This is a genomic window from Aeromonas sp. Lyrl_2 (assembly GCF_051948815.1).
Taxonomy (GTDB): domain Bacteria; phylum Pseudomonadota; class Gammaproteobacteria; order Enterobacterales; family Aeromonadaceae; genus Aeromonas; species Aeromonas veronii.
Genome location: NZ_JAYJLJ010000008.1, coordinates 63,422 through 80,750, shown reverse-complemented (window position 1 = coordinate 80,750; position 17,329 = coordinate 63,422). Strand labels below are relative to the sequence as shown.

The 17,329-nt window shown below is 60.6% G+C and carries 15 protein-coding genes; 6 read left to right on the top strand and 9 right to left on the bottom strand.

Going from position 1 to position 17,329, the window contains the following annotated elements:
• Positions 1–165: 165 nt before the first annotated feature.
• Positions 166–1,977, bottom strand: a complete 1,812-nt coding sequence (typA, locus tag VF684_RS09020; protein WP_005339679.1) for a translational GTPase TypA — start codon at positions 1,975–1,977, stop codon at positions 166–168.
• Between the two features lie 351 nt (positions 1,978–2,328).
• Between typA and glnA the strand changes: the two genes are divergently transcribed.
• The 5 genes from glnA (at position 2,329) to add (ending at position 8,145) form a co-directional block, all read left to right on the top strand.
• Positions 2,329–3,738, top strand: a complete 1,410-nt coding sequence (gene glnA / locus VF684_RS09015) for a glutamate--ammonia ligase (RefSeq protein WP_005339672.1) — start codon at positions 2,329–2,331, stop codon at positions 3,736–3,738.
• 115 nt (positions 3,739–3,853) lie between these two features.
• A complete protein-coding gene (locus VF684_RS09010) occupies positions 3,854–4,432 on the top strand; it encodes a DUF4124 domain-containing protein (protein WP_042079784.1) in 579 nt (192 codons plus the stop codon).
• Between the two features lie 86 nt (positions 4,433–4,518).
• Complete coding sequence (gene glnL, locus VF684_RS09005) at positions 4,519–5,574, top strand: nitrogen regulation protein NR(II) (protein WP_005341973.1); 1,056 nt, start codon at positions 4,519–4,521, stop codon at positions 5,572–5,574.
• A 9-nt stretch (positions 5,575–5,583) separates the two neighbouring features.
• On the top strand, positions 5,584–7,002 hold the full coding sequence (glnG, locus tag VF684_RS09000; RefSeq protein ID WP_021231490.1) for a nitrogen regulation protein NR(I): 1,419 nt from the start codon (positions 5,584–5,586) through the stop codon (positions 7,000–7,002).
• Between the two features lie 141 nt (positions 7,003–7,143).
• Positions 7,144–8,145, top strand: coding sequence for an adenosine deaminase (gene add, locus VF684_RS08995; RefSeq protein WP_139441139.1), 1,002 nt, complete (start codon positions 7,144–7,146; stop codon positions 8,143–8,145).
• 150 nt (positions 8,146–8,295) lie between these two features.
• On the opposite strand, the gene rmuC is transcribed toward add, so the two are convergent.
• Positions 8,296–9,636 (bottom strand): DNA recombination protein RmuC, encoded by a 1,341-nt coding sequence (gene rmuC, locus VF684_RS08990; protein ID WP_139441138.1) that lies wholly within the window; start codon positions 9,634–9,636, stop codon positions 8,296–8,298.
• On the bottom strand, positions 9,633–9,848 hold the full coding sequence (locus tag VF684_RS08985; protein ID WP_033114762.1) for a hypothetical protein: 216 nt from the start codon (positions 9,846–9,848) through the stop codon (positions 9,633–9,635). Before VF684_RS08985 ends, rmuC begins: the two co-directional genes overlap by 4 nt.
• 141 nt (positions 9,849–9,989) lie before the next feature.
• Here VF684_RS08985 and VF684_RS08980 point away from each other — a divergent pair, with 141 nt between their 5' ends.
• Entirely contained in the window at positions 9,990–10,511 is a 522-nt protein-coding gene (locus tag VF684_RS08980; protein WP_033114761.1) for a ferredoxin-type protein NapF, read from the top strand.
• A gap of 56 nt (positions 10,512–10,567) precedes the next feature.
• On the opposite strand, the gene VF684_RS08975 is transcribed toward VF684_RS08980, so the two are convergent.
• From VF684_RS08975 to VF684_RS08950, 6 genes are all read right to left on the bottom strand, one after another.
• Positions 10,568–11,020, bottom strand: a complete 453-nt coding sequence (locus VF684_RS08975) for an Rrf2 family transcriptional regulator (protein ID WP_005339654.1) — start codon at positions 11,018–11,020, stop codon at positions 10,568–10,570.
• A 344-nt stretch (positions 11,021–11,364) separates the two neighbouring features.
• Positions 11,365–12,204, bottom strand: a complete 840-nt coding sequence (locus VF684_RS08970) for a PfkB family carbohydrate kinase (protein ID WP_127007150.1) — start codon at positions 12,202–12,204, stop codon at positions 11,365–11,367.
• A 106-nt stretch (positions 12,205–12,310) separates the two neighbouring features.
• Positions 12,311–13,282: a LysR substrate-binding domain-containing protein gene (locus VF684_RS08965; RefSeq protein WP_005356189.1), complete on the bottom strand. Its 972-nt coding sequence runs from the start codon at positions 13,280–13,282 to the stop codon at positions 12,311–12,313.
• A gap of 183 nt (positions 13,283–13,465) precedes the next feature.
• Positions 13,466–14,194 carry a glutamine amidotransferase-related protein gene (locus VF684_RS08960; RefSeq protein ID WP_139441137.1) on the bottom strand — a complete coding sequence of 243 codons (729 nt, stop codon included), beginning with the start codon at positions 14,192–14,194 and terminating at the stop codon, positions 13,466–13,468.
• 83 nt (positions 14,195–14,277) lie between these two features.
• Positions 14,278–15,774, bottom strand: coding sequence for a CoA-acylating methylmalonate-semialdehyde dehydrogenase (locus tag VF684_RS08955; RefSeq protein WP_440174164.1), 1,497 nt, complete (start codon positions 15,772–15,774; stop codon positions 14,278–14,280).
• An 81-nt stretch (positions 15,775–15,855) separates the two neighbouring features.
• On the bottom strand, positions 15,856–17,187 hold the full coding sequence (locus VF684_RS08950; RefSeq protein WP_139441135.1) for an aspartate aminotransferase family protein: 1,332 nt from the start codon (positions 17,185–17,187) through the stop codon (positions 15,856–15,858).
• Positions 17,188–17,329: the final 142 nt, after the last annotated feature.

The following is a 17,329-nucleotide window of genomic DNA, read 5'->3' as shown; positions in this document are numbered from 1 at the left end:
TCGCTCAACGCTCATCAGCCCCATTACCGGATAGCCTGAACGAGCTCATCAGGATGGCCAGAGCGGATCACAAGCATAAAAAAACGGACCCAAACCAGAGGTTTGGGTCCGTTTATCAGTGAACCGTCAGCGGCCGCAAGGGCTGCCGAGACTCAGCACATAGCATTAACCACGGCCAGAGCGCTTGCGATCCAGCTCGGTCAGCAATTTCTTACGGATACGGATGTTCTTCGGAGTCACTTCTACCAGTTCGTCGTTATCGATGAACTCGAGAGCCTGTTCCAGAGTCATGCGGATCGGCGGAGTCAGCACTTGAGCTTCGTCGGTACCGGAGGCACGCATGTTGGTCAGCTGTTTGCCTTTCAGGCAGTTAACAGTCAGGTCGTTGGAACGGGAGTGAATACCGATCACCTGGCCTTCGTACACCTCGGTCGCGTGACCGATGAACAGACGACCACGGTCTTGCAGACCGAACAGGGCGTAAGTCAGTGCTTTACCGGTAGCGTTGGAGATCAGCACGCCGTTCTGACGCTCGCCGATGCTGCCACCCTTGTGCGGACCGTAGTGGTCGAAGGTGTGGTAGAGCAGACCGGTACCTGAGGTCATAGTCATGAACTCGGTCTGGAAGCCGATCAGGCCACGGCTCGGGATCATGAAGTCCAGACGGACACGACCCTTGCCATCCGGGGTCATGTTGGTCATTTCGCCCTTACGCAGACCCAGTTGCTCCATCACGGAACCCTGGTGCGCTTCTTCAACGTCCACAGTTACGGTTTCGAACGGCTCTTGCAGAACGCCATCAACGGTACGCAGGATTACTTCCGGACGGGACACAGCCAGTTCGTAACCTTCGCGACGCATGTTTTCGATCAGGATGGAGAGGTGCAGTTCACCACGACCGGATACACGGAACTTGTCCGGATCATCGGTCTCTTCCACGCGCAGGGCCACGTTGTGGACCAGCTCCTGGTTCAGACGCTCCAGAATGTTACGGGAGGTCACGAACTTGCCCTCTTTACCGGCGAACGGTGAGGTGTTGACCTGGAAGGTCATGTTCACGGTCGGCTCGTCAACGGAGAGCGGCGGCAGGGCTTCAACGGCACCGTTGTCACAGATGGTGTCGGAGATTTTCAGCTCGCCCAGACCGGTGATAGCGATGATGTCACCCGCTTGCGCGTCGGTAACTTCAGTACGGGACAGACCCAGGTAACCCAGCACCTGACCGACTTTACCGTTACGGGTCTTGCCGTCAGCACCAACGATGGTGACTTGCTGGTTGGTCTTGACGCGACCACGAGTGATACGGCCGATACCGATAACGCCCACGTAGGAGTTGTAGTCCAGCTGGGAGATCTGCATCTGGAAACCACCTTCGGCATCAGCCTTCGGCGCTTCAACGTTGTCAACGATAGCCTGGAACAGCGGTTCCATGTTCTCGGACTCGACGTCCTGATCCATGGTGGCCCAACCGTTCAGTGCAGAGGCGTAAACAACTTTGAAATCCAGCTGTTCATCAGTCGCGCCCAGGTTGTCGAACAGGTCGAATACCTGATCCATTACCCAGTCAGGACGAGCACCCGGACGGTCAACCTTGTTGATGACCACGATCGGCTTCAGACCCTGAGCGAACGCTTTCTGGGTCACGAAACGGGTTTGCGGCATCGGGCCGTCAACGGCGTCAACCAGCAGCAGCACGGAGTCAACCATGGACAGTACGCGCTCTACTTCACCACCGAAGTCGGCGTGACCCGGTGTATCAACGATGTTGATGCGGTAGTCATTCCAGCGGATCGCAGTGTTCTTGGCGAGAATGGTGATGCCACGTTCCCGTTCCAGATCATTGGAGTCCATGATCCGTTCCTGGCCTTCCGTGGAGCGGTCCAGGGTGCCGGACTGCTGCAGCAGCTTATCAACCAGAGTCGTTTTGCCGTGGTCAACGTGCGCAATAATCGCAATATTGCGTAAATTCTCTAACATTCTCGCCTCAATCACCGGGTAAAATTGGGCGCTAATTGTACTCTTGCCTTTGTGATCTGCCTAGCAGAATTGCAGTACATTCGCGCATAACAACAGATCTGGATCATAGACCTCTCTGACAAACCCTGCTTAGATGGGCGGTGACCGTATTTCGCGCACCATTACAGCGCACCAAAACGATCCACCATCGCACTAAATTGATGCAACGCGAGTCGAGATCGCCTGATTTTGGGGAGCCTCTTCAGCGAGATTGCCCTGAAATCAAGCTGTCACAAACTTGGCACGATACTGGCTTATGTGAATACGACGACGCATTCACCCAGAGAGTTTTAACACCGGAGGTTACTTAGCATGTCAGCCCAGAACGTTTTGGCCCTGATCCAGGAACACGAAGTCAAGTTTGTTGATCTGCGCTTTACCGACACCAAGGGTAAAGAGCAGCATGTATCCATCCCTGCTCACCAGGTTGATGAAGATTTCTTCGAAGACGGCAAGATGTTCGATGGTTCCTCCATCGGCGGCTGGAAGGGCATCAACGAATCCGACATGGTACTGATGCCGGACGCAGCCTCCGCCAAGCTGGACCCGTTCACCGAAGAGACCACCCTGAACATCGTTTGTGACGTGCTGGAGCCTGCCACCATGCAGGGCTACGACCGCGATCCGCGCTCCATCGCCAAGCGTGCAGAAGATTTCCTGAAGTCCAGCGGCATCGCTGACACCGTGCTGTTCGGGCCGGAGCCGGAATTCTTCATGTTCGACAACATTACTTTCTCCAACACCATGGGCCACAGCTTCGTGAAAATCGAATCTGAAGAAGCCGCATGGAACTCCGGCACTGCCTATGAGCATGGCAACAAGGGTCACCGTCCGTTCGTGAAAGGCGGTTACTTCCCAGTTGCACCGGTCGACTCTTCCCAGGATATCCGCGCCGCCATGTGTCTGGTGCTGGAAGAGATGGGCCAGGTCGTTGAAGCTCACCACCACGAAGTGGCCACTGCCGGTCAGAACGAGATCGCTACCCGCTTCAACACTCTTACGCTGAAAGCTGATGAAGTACAGGTACTGAAGTACGTGATCCACAACGTGGCCCACGCCTACAACAAGACCGTCACCTTCATGCCGAAACCCATGTTCGGTGACAACGGCTCCGGCATGCACTGCCACCAGTCTCTGGCCAAGAACGGCGTCAACCTGTTCGCTGGCGACCTGTATGGCGGTCTGTCAGAGATGGCGCTGCACTACATCGGCGGTATCATCAAGCACGCCAAGGCCATCAACGCCTTCGCCAACCCGACCACCAACTCCTACAAGCGTCTGGTTCCGGGTTATGAAGCACCGGTCATGCTGGCCTACTCTGCCCGCAACCGCTCTGCCTCCATCCGTATCCCGGTGGTACCGAGCCCGAAAGCCCGTCGTATCGAAGTGCGCTTCCCGGATCCGGCTGCCAACCCGTACCTGGCCTTCGCTGCCCAGCTGATGGCCGGTCTGGACGGTATCATCAACAAGATCCATCCGGGCGATGCCATGGACAAGAACTTGTATGACCTGCCGCCGGAAGAAGCCGCAGAAGTGCCGACCGTTGCCGGTTCTCTGGACGAAGCCCTGGCCGCTCTGGATGCTGACCGCGAGTTCCTGACCCGCGGCGGCGTGTTCAGCGATGACTTCATCAACTCCTATCTGGAACTGAAACAGCAGGATGTTGACCGTGTGCGCATGACCCCGCACCCGCTGGAGTTCGAACTGTACTACTCCGTCTAAGTCTCAGCAGACTGGCCGTTTAAATCTGGTCAGCTTGCTTAATCGTGACAAAACCCGCCATCTGGCGGGTTTTTTCTCTGATAGGATTAAGCAAAATACCGTCAAGGAGAGATGGATGAACAACAAGCATGGCATAGGGGTGCTCGGCCTCCTGTTGCTGACCTCGTTCGCTGCGGACGCGGCCAAGGTCTACTCCTGGGTCGATGGCAATGGCATCACCCACTACTCGGATGCGCCACCACCCGGCAAAAACGCCAAAGAGGTCGATCTGCGGGTCGCCCCGCTGCTGGGCAGCAGCGCGCCCAGATCGGTGCAGGTGGATAACTTCAACAGCCTGACTGGCGCCGATGCCAAGAAAGAGAAAGAGGCGGCCAAGCTGACCATCGAACTGCTTTCCCCGGAACAGGGCAGCACCCTGCGCGACAACACAGGCAATATCGTCTTTCAGGGCACCATCAGCCCCAAACCTCCGACCCAGTATGATGTGCGCCTGACCCTGGATGGCAAAGCCGCCCCCATCGTCAGCAACAGCCTCTCTGTCCGCGTCGAAAACGTCGATCGCGGCGCCCACGAGGCCCAGCTCGAACTGCTCGCCAAAGACGGTACGATCCTTGCTAAATCCAGTGCAGTCACCTTTTACCTGCATAGAGCGAGCGTGACGCCGGCTCCCAAACCCACCCCCAAAGCCGACTAGGGGTGATATAGCGCACCGATGCGGGTAAACTCTATGCACCATATCGGTGCATAACAGGTGTGTAGCACCGTTTTAGGGAGAAACCTGTGCCAACCCGCTCGGACAACGCCAAAACACTCTTGGATAATTTGCTGACCGCCGTGATCCTGATGGATGAGCGGCTCTGCATCCAGTTCGTCAACCCGGCGGCTGAACAGCTGCTCTCCCTCAGTGAACGCAGGCTGATCGGCATCGAACTGCCCCATCTGCTGGAACATATCTCCCTCGATTTGCAGCGGCTCAAGCAGTGCCTCGTGTCAGGGCAAGGCTTTACCGATAGCGAAGTGACTCTGGTGGTAGAGGGAGAACCGCGACTGGTGGAGCTGAGCGCCACCCCGATGGCCGACCACGAACAGCGTCTGCTGGTGGTGGAGCTGCGCAAGATCGACCAGCAGAAGAAGATCAGTCAGGAGCAGCAGCAACATGCCCAGCAGCTGGCGGCCAAGGAGCTGGTGCGCGGGCTGGCCCACGAAATCAAGAATCCCCTCGGCGGCCTGCGCGGCGCGGCCCAGCTGCTGCAAAAGGAGCTGCCGGACCCGGCGCTGCGCGAATATACCGGCATCATCATCGAACAGGCTGACAGGCTGCGGGTACTGGTCGATCGGCTGCTCGGTCCCCAGCGCCCCGGCCGTCACCAGATGCACAATGTCCATTCGGTGCTGGAGCAGGTACGCCGACTGGTGGAGCTGGAGCTACCACCGACGGTGCGCATCGAGCGGGATTACGACCCCAGCATCCCCGAATTCGAGATGGAGCCGGATCAGCTGCAGCAGGCGTTTCTCAACATAGTGCGCAATGCCGCCGAAGCACTCGGCGATCAGACCGGGCTTATCCGTATCAAGACCCGCACCGCGTTCCAGATCACCATCCACGGCCAGCGTTACCGGCTGGCAGCGGAGATCAAGATCATCGACAACGGCCCCGGCATTCCCGATGCCATTCGCGACACCCTGTTCTACCCGATGATCACCGGCAAGGAGGGGGGAACCGGGCTCGGCCTCTCCATCGCCCAGAACCTGATCGACCAGCACAAGGGGCGGATTGACTGCATCAGCTGGCCGGGTCACACCGAATTCACCATTTTTCTACCGCTTCGCAAGTAAGGGAACCCCATGACCGCCAAAGTGTGGATCGTCGATGACGACAGTTCTATCCGCTGGGTGCTGGAGCGCACTCTCGGCAGCGAAGGCTTCAACTGCGAGAGCTTTGCCGATGGCGAAGCCCTGCTGCACGCCCTTGAGCTGCGCTCGCCCGATGTCATCCTCTCCGATATCCGGATGCCCGGCATCGATGGTTTGAGCCTGCTGGAGCAGATCCATCGCCGTCAGGCCGATCTGCCCATCATCATCATGACCGCCCACTCGGACCTCGACAGCGCGGTCAACGCCTACCAGCGCGGCGCCTTCGAGTACCTGCCCAAGCCGTTCGACATCGACGAAGCGGTTACCCTGGTGCGCCGCGCCGAGAATCACCTCAAGGAGCAGCGCACCAAGCGCAAGTCTCGTCAGCAAGAGACCACCGCCACTCCCGAGATCATCGGTGAAGCACCGGCGATGCAGGAGGTGTTCCGCGCCATCGGCCGCCTGTCACGCTCCAGCATCTCGGTGCTGATCAACGGTCAGAGCGGTACCGGCAAGGAGCTGGTCGCCCACGCCCTGCACAAGCACAGCCCGCGCGCCCACAAAAACTTCATCGCCCTCAACATGGCTGCCATTCCGAAAGATCTCATCGAATCTGAGCTGTTCGGTCACGAGAAGGGGGCCTTCACCGGCGCCAACAACATCCGCCACGGCCGCTTCGAACAGGCCGACGGCGGCACCCTGTTTCTCGACGAGATCGGCGATATGCCGCTGGATGTGCAGACCCGACTGCTGCGGGTCTTGGCCGATGGCCAGTTCTACCGGGTCGGCGGCCACCAGCCGGTGCAGGTGGATGTACGGATCATCGCAGCCACCCACCAGAATCTGGAGAAACGGGTCGCCGATGGCGAGTTTCGGGAAGACCTGTTCCACCGTCTCAACGTCATCCGCATCCACATCCCCGCCCTCAAGGAGCGCCGTGAGGATATCCCCCAGCTGGCCCGTCACTTCCTGCTGCGCGCAGCCAAAGAGCTGAACGTCGAGGCCAAGAGCCTGCACCCCGATACCCAGGCCTATATCAGCCGCCTGCCCTGGCCGGGCAACGTGCGCCAGCTGGAGAACGTCTGCCGCTGGCTTACCGTGATGGCCTCGGGGCAAGAAGTGCTGGTCGGCGACCTGCCTGCCGAGCTGCTCACCCCCATCACCCACAACGCCGAACCGGGCCAACCGGCGTTGCCCGGTTGCTGGCAGCAACAGTTGCAAGAGTGGGTGGCCAGCAAGTTGGCGCTGGGAGAGACAGACATCCTGGCCGATGCCATGCCCCAGTTCGAGCGGATCATGCTGGAAACCGCGCTGGAACACACTCACGGCCACAAGCAGGAGGCGGCGCGCCTGCTCGGTTGGGGCCGCAACACCCTCACTCGCAAGCTGAAGGAACTCGATCTCTCCTGAGTCCCTGGGAAAAACGATTCCCATCACGCCCTGACAAATCACCGTCCGCCAGAACCCCGTTTAACCATAAACGGGGTATCTTTTTTGAAAGCCCCGCCTAGAATGGCAGGCTTTCAAACCTGACTCGACGAGGGCGTCCCCATGATTGACAGATCTATCCCCCTGACCGACCTGCACCGCCATCTGGACGGCAACATCCGCCCGCAAACCATCCTCGAGCTGGGTCGCCAACACAATATCCAGCTGCCCGCCTTTGAGCTGGAGGCGCTGCGCCCCCACGTACAGATCGTCGAAAACGAGCCGAGTCTGGTTGCCTTCCTGAAGAAACTGGACTGGGGTGTGGCCGTGCTGGCCGACTATGACACCTGCCGCCGAGTCGCCTACGAGAACGTGGAAGATCTGCTGCGCGCCGGTATCGACTATGCAGAGCTGCGCTTCAGCCCGGCCTATATGGCGATGGCCCACAAGCTGCACCCGCAGGGCGTGGTGGAAGCCATCATCGACGGCGTGGCCGCGGGCAGCCGTGACTTCGGCATCAAGACCAACCTAATCGGCATCATGAGCCGCACCTTCGGCACCGAGCAGTGCAATCAGGAGCTGGCCGCCTGTCTGGCCCACCGCGACAAGCTGGTCGCCATCGATCTGGCCGGTGACGAGCTGGGCTTCCCGGGGGAACTCTTTGTCGACCACTTCCGCAAGGTGCGCGATGCAGGCATGCGCGTCACCGTACACGCCGGTGAAGCCGCTGGCCCCGAGAGCATGTGGCAGGCCATTCGCGAGCTGGGCGCCGAGCGTATCGGCCACGGCGTCAAAGCGATTCAGGATCCGGCCCTGATGGCCTATCTGGCCGAGCACCGCATCGGCATCGAATCCTGCCTCACCTCCAACATCCAGACCACTACGGTAGCGAGCCTGACCGAGCACCCGATCCGCCAGTTCCTGGCCGCCGGTGTGCTGGCCTGCCTCAACACCGATGACCCGGCGGTGGAAGGGATCGACCTGCCGCACGAATATGAGGTGGCCGCTCCGGCCGCTGGCATGACCGCCAGCGAAATCCGCACTGCCCAGCAGAACGGCCTGACCCTGGCCTTCCTGAGCGATAGCGAGAAAGCCGAACTGAGCGCCCGCGCAGCCAGCCGCTGATCCACACCGGCAGTGCAAATAACAACGGCCCACTTCGGTGGGCCGTTTGCTTTGCGGATTTCTGATGATGGGTAAGCACTTGGCCAGCTGACAGATAGCAAAAGGCCCAAACCGGGTTTGGGCCTTGGCTGATGACGGTGCAGGTAAAAACTACTCCTGCTCCTTGTCACGCTCCAGTGCCCGCTCCACCAGCGGCTCTGGCAGGCTCTTGGTCACCTCCACCCCCAGCTCGCGGAAACGCTCGACCTGGGCAATCAGGTTGCCACGGCCGTTGACCAGCCGTCCCATTGCCTTATCGTAGCTCTCCTGCGCCTTGTGCAGGCTGCCGCCCATCTGCTGCATCTCCTCCACAAACAGCCGCAGCTTCTCGTAGAGGCGACCGGCCCGCTCGGCAATCTGGCGGGCATTCTGGTTCTGCCGCTCGTAACGCCACAGGTTCTCGATGGTGCGCAGCGCCACCATCAAGTTGGTGGGGCTCACCAGCAGGATGTTGTTGTCGAGACCGTAACGTACCAGCGAGGGATCGGCCTCCATCGCGGTAAGGAAGGCGGGCTCTACCGCCACGAACATCAGCACATAGTCGAGGGTGCGCACACCGGGCAGCTGCTGGTAATCCTTGCGGCCCAGCTCGCGGATATGGTTGCGCACCGAGGCGACGTGCTCCTTGAGCGCCACCGCCTTCTCCAGCTCGTCCTCGGCGTTGTACCAGCGCTCGTAGGCGGTCAGCGACACCTTGGCGTCGATGATGATGTCTTTTTCCTGCGGCAGGTGGACGATCACGTCGGGCTGGTAGCGCTTGCCCTTCTCCACCTCGATATTGACCTGGGTGTGGTACTCGTGGCCCTCGCGCAGACCGCACTCACTGAGGATCCGTGCCAGCACCACTTCCCCCCAGTTGCCCTGCTGCTTGCTATCGCCCTTGAGGGCGCGGGTCAACGCCGCCGCCTCTTCGGTCATGCGGGCATTGAGCTCGGCAAGGCGCTCCAGCTCGAACTTGAGACTGTGGCGCTGGGCCGTCTCCTGCGCGTGAGTCTCCCCTACCTGGCGGCGGAAACCCTCCAGCTGCTCCTTGAGCGGAGTGAGCAGCAGATCGAGGCTGTTCTGGTTGAGTTCACGGAAGTTGCCGGAGTTTTGCTCGAAGATTCGGTTGGCAAGGTTCTCGAACTGCTGGCTGAGGCGCTGCTCCGCCTCCTGTTGCAGTTGCAGCTTCTCGGCGGCGGCCAACCGCTCGCTGCGCAGGGTCGCTTCCGCATCCTTCAGACGGGCGGTGAGTTTGATCAGCAGGGTCTGCTGCTGATCCAGCTTCTGCTGCCCCTGTTGCCGCTCATCCTGCAGCTCATCAAAGCGTTCCTGCAGCGCCTGATAACGCTCCTGTGCCAGCAGCAGCTCCTGAGCCTGTGCCGTGCTGCTGCGCCGGCCAATCAGCCAGCCTGTTCCGAGTGCCAGCAGGGCGGCTGGCAGCAGGATGACCCAGAGCCCGGGCTCGATCATTTACGGCTCCGCTGGCGCAGGAAGAGTTCGAGATAGCGGTTGGCCAGCAGCCAGAGCAGCACGTAGATGAGGTAGGCGGCGAGCACCACCCACTTGTGGCTGTTGACCCCAGTATCGAGCTCGACGAACTCGATGCCCTTGATGCGGCAGTAGCCCCACATCAGCAGGGGAAAGATATAGAGCAGGGACGAACGCCAGAGAAATAACCACATATGTTTTCATTCAACCACGGAAAATAGACCCGCCTAGCTTACACAAGGGCAACAGCCCTTGCGATCCTGACGGCTGCTATTCTCTGGCCTGCCCTCGCAAACTTCGATAAAATTAACCCCTAATAGGTATCAGGGGTGGGCATGACTCATTATTTCCTCCGTTGGCTGACACAAGGTTGGCAAGCTTCGCGCAAACCCGCGGTGGTTTGCCATGAAGCGCGCCCGCCGTGGGCGATCGAGGAGTCCCAGTACCTCACCCTCTGCACCCGCTGTGGCGAATGTTTCAAGGCCTGCCCGCGCGGTCTGCTCAAACCGGCCACGCAGGAGGAGTACGAGGGGAGCCCGATTGCCGGCACCCCGGTGCTCGATCTCGCCTGCGGCCAGTGCAGCTATTGCGGCAGCTGCGCCAGAGCCTGTCCGACCGGAGCTCTCGACTTGCAACTGGGCCGTCAGGTGCAGACCCGGGTCCAGATTGAAGAGAGCTGTCAGGCCCGTCAGGGCTTCTACTGCCTGCTTTGTGAAGATGCCTGCCCTCAGCAGGCAATCAAGGCCACAGCCGATGGCATCAACGTCAATATGGATGCCTGCAATGGCTGCGGAGCCTGCGGCCTCGCCTGTCTGCACGGCGCCATCACCCTGATCCGCCAGCCGGGTAATCGCTGACAAGCAAAAGGGGCCATCAGGCCCCTTTCACATCTTGTTCAATATTCCGCGCCCTGTCAGGCCATGGTCACAATAGTCTCTTGCTCGATACCCAGCAGGTGGCAGAGACGATTGGGATCGCGCACCGCATCAGCCAGAGTGTACTCACCCAGCACTTCGAGGAAGGCGTTCATGGCGCGGCGCAGAATGCCCTGAATACGGCAGCCACCGGAGAGACGGCAGTTCTCGCGCTTGCAATCGACCGGACAGAGCACATGCTCCATGTCCATCACCACATCCCGCAAATTGATGGAGACCGCCGAGCGACCGAGGCGGATGCCACCATGCTTGCCGCGTACCGTCTCAATGTACCCCTTGATGCCAAGCTGGTGCACAATTTTGACCACGTGGTTGCGAGAGATGCCGAAGGTATCGGCCACTTCGGTAATGGTCGACAGACGATCCCCCGGCTGAACCGCCAGGAAGGTCAGGGTACGCAGGGCGTAGTCGGTAAATCGTGTCAGTTGCATGGTCGCACTTGCCTCTTACTACAAGCCAGGAATCAGGACGACAACATTGAGCTAAGAGGCAGGAGACAACCGGTTCGCCTCTGTTTGCCAATTGGTTCGCCAGAGGGGGCCTGTCTCTTAATCTGAGTTGCGGAGTGACAGGTTAAGAGCAGCACAACCGGGTGTCGATGAAGATGCACATAAATCGACACTTTCTTTGATTGATCGCAAACTTGCCGGGTTAGCCCGGCGTTTGCCCGCTTTATGGCGGGTAAATCTCCCGAATAGTCCCCCTCACCAAGCCTCTTCGACCAGCAGCCAGATGGCCCGCGAACCGCCCCTCAATCGACCGTCAAGGAGGTGGTTCAGTGGGGTTGTTTCAGCCAGTTTTTCAGCGCGATCGAGGGGATGGAACTCTCGGAGGCGACGGCAAACGCCCCCCAGTCCACCGCGCACTGTAGCGCATCCTTGATCGCCATGCCCCGCGCCAGACCATGGATCAATCCGCCAGCGAAGGCATCCCCTGCCCCCGTGGTATCGACCACAGATACTGGCCGGGCGGCGACCCGGATCTGCTCATCGCCGTGAATGGCCACTGCGCCCGCCTTTCCTTCGGTCAGCACCAGCCATTCGAGCTGCTCCCCCGCCAGCTGACGGGCATGTTGCCAAGGGTCGCTCACCTCGCCGAGATCGGAGCGGGAGGCCACCAGCACGTGGCAGGGACGGCGCGCTTGGCCGCCCTTGGGATACTGGGCTACCACGAAGCTCTTGCCGAGCATCTGGCGCATGTAACTGATGATGGCGGTGCCGGGATAGTTCACATAGAGGCAATCCACCCCCTCCAGCGGCAGATCGCCGGGCAGATCGGGACGCCGCGGGCGGCGCAGTATGGTGCGCTCGCCGGTGGAGTCCACCAGAATGAGCAGCTCGCCAGTCTCGCCGCCGAAGCGCTCGACATGGCTGCAATCCAGCCCGTAACCGGCCGCCTGCTCCAGCAGCCAGTCGCCGGTCTCGTCCAGCCCGATGCGGGAGGCAATGGTCACCTCGTGACCTGCCCACACCAGCCCGATGCCGGTATTGGCGGCGCCACCGCCGAGCCTGCGCCCCTGATCCACATATTGCAGCCGGGCCCCCGCCACCAGCGGTTCGGAGAGGGAGAGCACATGATCACAGTTGAGATTGGCAAGCAGCAGAATGCGGGACATAGAGACCTCGGACGATGGAGATAGCCCAAAAGAGACAGGCTGAACCCCGAGTAGAGCCCAGCCTGACAGAAGAGACAACCGGCAGCGATCGGGAATCCGATCGGGATCAATAGATGGGCAGTTCCACCCCGGCCAGCAGCTCGTCGATGCGCGCCTGACTCGGCTGCTGCATCACGCTCTGAATCACCTCTTTGGTGAGGTGGGGTGAGAAGGAGCTGATGAAGTCATACATGTAGTTCTGCAGCAAGATGCTCTTGCTGAAACAGATCTGCGCCGGGCAGGGTTTGAACAGGTGCTCCAGATTGATGGAGACCAGCCCGGGGCTGTCGGTGTCGTTAGCCACCAGCGAGGAGATGATGCCGATGCCAAAGCCCAGCTCCACGTAGCGCTTGATCACCCCGGCGTCCATCACCGTCATGTAGTAGCTCGGGGTGAGACCGGCGGCATGGAACACCTCGTCCTGCACCTGACGGCCAGTGGCGCCACTCTCGTAGCTGAGGATCGGGTAGTGGCAGAGCTGCTCCAGGGTCGGCTTCTTCACCTTGGCCAACGGGTGATCCTGCGGCACCACCAGCGAGAGGGTCCAGAGGTAGGCGGGCAGCGCAATCAGCTCCTTGTCGAAGCCAATCTCGTGGGCAACGATGGAGAAATCGGAGTAACCCTTGCTGATCTGCTCCTTGCTCGCCGACATCACCGGATGGAGGTGGAACGAGATCTTGGGATACTTCTTGGTGAAGTAGGTGACCGACTTGGGCAGCAGGTAGCGGGCGATGGTGTGGGTGGTGTGAATATTGAGGGTGCCCACGGTCGGGTCCAGATACTCGCGGGAGATCGCCTTGATTTTGCTCTCGATATTGAGCATCGCCTCGGCACACTTGATGATCTCTTCCCCCACCGGCGTAATGCGGTGCAGGTGCTTGCCACGGCGCTCGAAAATCCGCACCCCCAGCTCGCTCTCCAGCAGGCCAATCTGTTTGCTGACCCCCGGCTGGCTGGTGAAGAGCGCATCGGAAGCCACGGACACATTGAGGTTGTGGTCCCGGATCGCGATCAAATACTTCAATTGCTGTAGTTTCAAGGCGTCACACTCTCACACTGGTTTGGCTCAGACAGGTTTGGCTCAGGCAGGGACGGCAATCAAGCCAGACAAACAGGCCGCCACATGGGCGGCCAGTGTACCATCCGATCCCGACATCTCAGCGCTTGATCCTTCATTTTGCTACAAAATCTAGCATCCGAAGGGGTGGCTGACAAACCGGGTTCAGGCCGCACCAGCCCGCAGCGGCAGGATCCCCAGAAACTGCAGCAGCCACTGCATCATGGTCGCCGAATCCACCTCTCCCTCCAGCGAGGAGAGGCTGCTCTGGTAGCGCTCGTCGGGCAACAGGCCACGGCGCCGCTCGATCAGCGCCCGGTTGTACTCCACCGAGAACTCCGGATGCCCCTGAATGGCGACGATGTGATCACCCTGCAAAAACATGAAGTTGGGACAAAAATCGTTGCCCGCCAGTCGGGTCGCCCCCGGCGGCAGCAGGGCCACCTGATCCTGATGACTGGCCAGAATGCGGATCTGATCCCGCGACGGCGCCATCCAGGGCTCATCTGCCAACATGGGATGTACCGACACTCCCAGTCCCCACCCCTTGGTAGACTTCACCACCTCGCCACCCAGCGCCTGGGCGATCACCTGATGACCGAAGCAGACACCTGCCAGCTTGACGTCAGCATCGTGCGCCTGGCGGATCCACGCCCGCAGTGCCTGAATCCAGGGGATATCGCTGTAAGCATCGTGGCGCGAGCCGGTGATGAGCCAAGCATCGCACTCGTGCAGATCCTCCGGCAGTTCTCCATCGAGAGCCGACCAGACCCGAAATTCCAGTTCGGGGGCCAGGGCCGCAAAGCCCCTGATAAACATCTCGGAGTAAACGGGGCCAAAACGATCCGCCAGATCGGGATCGAGCCGGTCACAATCGAGAATTCCCAATCGCATCTGTTGTTCCTTTACAGAGTTCGCCCCCGCCAATCAACGACCGGCGGGGGCAAGAGGTTGGGCCATGAACACGCGCCAGCGCGTCACTTCATGGTCGGCATGGAGAACTCGGCACCACTGCGCAGGCTCTGGGGCCAGCGCGCCGTCACCGTCTTCATCCGGGTATAAAAGCGAACCCCGTCCGGCCCGTGCATGTTGAGCGGCCCGAAGATGGAGCGCTTCCAGCCGCCAAAGCTGTGAAACGCCATCGGCACCGGAATGGGAACGTTCACCCCTACCATACCGACCTGCACCCGCGCCGTGAAGTCCCGCGCGGTGTCGCCGTCGCAGGTAAAGATGGCGGTGCCGTTGCCGTACTCGTGCTCGTTGATGAGGCGCAGCGCCGTCTCGTAGTCAGGCACCCGTACGATGGAGAGCACAGGGCCGAAGATCTCCTCGCGATAGATGCGCATCTCGGGGGTCACCTGGTCAAACAGGCAGCCCCCGATAAAGTAACCCTCGTCGTGGATCAGCGTGCGACCATCGACCCGCAGCGCGGCCCCTTCAGCCACCCCCTGATCAACGTAGCCGCGCACCTTGGCCAGATGCTCCTTGCTGATGAGCGGCCCCATTTCGTTCTCCGGGCTCTGGCCCAGCCCCGGGCCCACCCGCAGTTTTTCCACCAGCGGCGTCAGCTTGGCCACCAGCGCATCGGCGGTCTCGTCACCCACCACCACGGCCAACGAAATGGCCATGCAGCGCTCACCCGCCGCCCCATAAGCAGCCCCCATCAGGGCGGAAACCGCCTGCTCGAGGTCCGCATCCGGCATCACCACCATGTGGTTCTTGGCGCCACCCAACGCCTGCACGCGCTTGCCGTGGGCCGAGGCGGTGGCATAGATGTACTGGGCGATGGGGGTGGAACCGACAAATGACACGGCACCTACTCGCGGGTCAGTCAGCAGCACATCCACCACCTCCTTGTCACCGTTCACCACGTTGAGCACGCCATCCGGCAGACCTGCCTCCTTGAGCAGCTCGGCCATCCGCAACGAGAGGGAGGGATCCTTCTCGGAGGGCTTGAGAATAAAGGTGTTGCCGCAGGCGATGGCGACCGGGAACATCCAGAGCGGCACCATGGCCGGGAAGTTGAACGGCGTGATACCGGCGCAGACCCCCACCGGCTGCATCATGGAGTAGCTGTCTACCCCGCGGCCGACGTTGAGGGAGTGCTCCCCCTTGAGCAGATGGGGAATGCCGCAGGCAAACTCCACCACCTCCAGCCCGCGGGTCAGCTCACCCTGCGCATCGGAGAAGACCTTGCCATGCTCGCGACTGATGAGCTGAGCCAGCTCGTCCCTGTGCTGCTCCATCAACTCCTTGAAGCGGAAAAAGACCCGGGCCCGCACCAGCGGCGGGGTTTGTGACCAGTCGGCAAAGGCGCGCTCGGCGATGGCGATCGCCTCCTGACACTCGGCGGCGCTGGACAGCCCCACACTCCCCTGCTGCTTGCCACAAGCGGGATTGAAGATGGCCCCCTGGCGCTCACTGCGACTCTCCTGCAGCTGGCCGTTGATGAAGTTGCTGACCCTGTATGTCATGTATCCTCCGTGATCACTGATACGGTAAATGCGCTGAGCAAATCAACGCAAGGCCCCGCCAGTGCGGGGCCATCAAATGGGTTAAGGTTGTGCCTGCAGGGCATCCTGCAGCAGGGTGAAGAGATCGTCGATCTGGCTGCGCTCGATGATGAGGGGCGGCGACAGGGCGATGATGTCGCCGGTCACCCGGATCAATGCCCCCTTCTCGAAGCAGCGGACAAACACCTCGTAGGCGCGCTTGCCCGGCGCATCCGGCATGGACTCCAGCTCGATACCCGCCACCAGCCCGTAGTTGCGCACATCCTTCACATGCTTGCAGCCCTTCAGCGAATGGGCAGCCTCCTCCCAGTAGCCCGCCAGATCGGCGGCGCGGCTGAGCAGGTTCTCGTTGCGATAGATCTCGAGGGTCGCCAGACCCGCAGCCGCAGCCACCGGATGGCCGGAGTAGGTGTAGCCGTGGAACAGCTCGATAGCCCCCTTGCCTGCCGCCATCATGTCGTCATAAATGTGCTTCTGCACCAGCACCGCCCCCATGGGGATGGCGCCGTTGGTGAGCCCCTTGGCGCAGGTGATCATGTCGGGAATGACATCGAACTCCTGCGCGGCGAAGGGGGAACCGAGGCGGCCGAAACCGGTGATCACCTCGTCAAAAATCAGCAGGATGCCATGCTTGGTACAGATCTCCCGCAGCCGCTTGAGGTAGCCTTTGGGGGGCATCAGCACGCCGGTACTGCCAGCGATGGGCTCGACGATCACCGCCGCGATATTGCTGGCATCGTGCAGAAAGACGATCTTCTCCAGCTCGTTGGCCAGCGCCACATCCTCCTCGGGCAGCCCTTTGGTGAAGGCGTTTTTGGCGATGTTGAGGGTATGGGGCAGATGATCCACCCCGATCAGCAGGGAGCCGAACCACTTGCGGTTACCGGGAATGCCCCCCACCGAGATACCGCCAAAGCCGACCCCGTGATAGCCACGCTCGCGACCAATCAGCCGGGTGCGGGTGCCCTGACCGCGAGCCCGCTGCCAGGCCAGCGCAATCTTGAGCGCGGTATCGACCGACTCGGAACCCGAGTTGGTATAGAAAACGTGGCCAAACCCCTTGGGGGCGATCTCCACTAGCCGGTTGGCCAGCTCAAACGGCAGGGGGTGGCCCATCTGGAATGTGGGGGCAAAATCGAGGTGGGAAATCTGCTGGGAGACCGCCTCGGCAATCTCGCGCCGACCATGGCCCGCGTTGCAACACCAGAGTCCGGCTGTGCCATCCAGTATCTTGCGGCCATCCTCTGAGTGATAATACATCCCCTCTGCCGACTTCAGGATACGCGGCGCCGCCTTGAACTGCTGGTTGGCGGTGAACGGCATCCAGAACGCGGACATGTCGGAGGGCGTATTGATGTCGCTGATCGGTTTCATGGTCACCTCATCCTTAAGGTGTTTAGCAACTGTCGGCCAATGCCTATTAAATTAAACACCTGAATCCATAAAAAAGGGCCCGTTATCGCCCTGTCTAGTGCCACCCCTAGCTAGACGCATCAGCAGAGTGGTATAAGATATT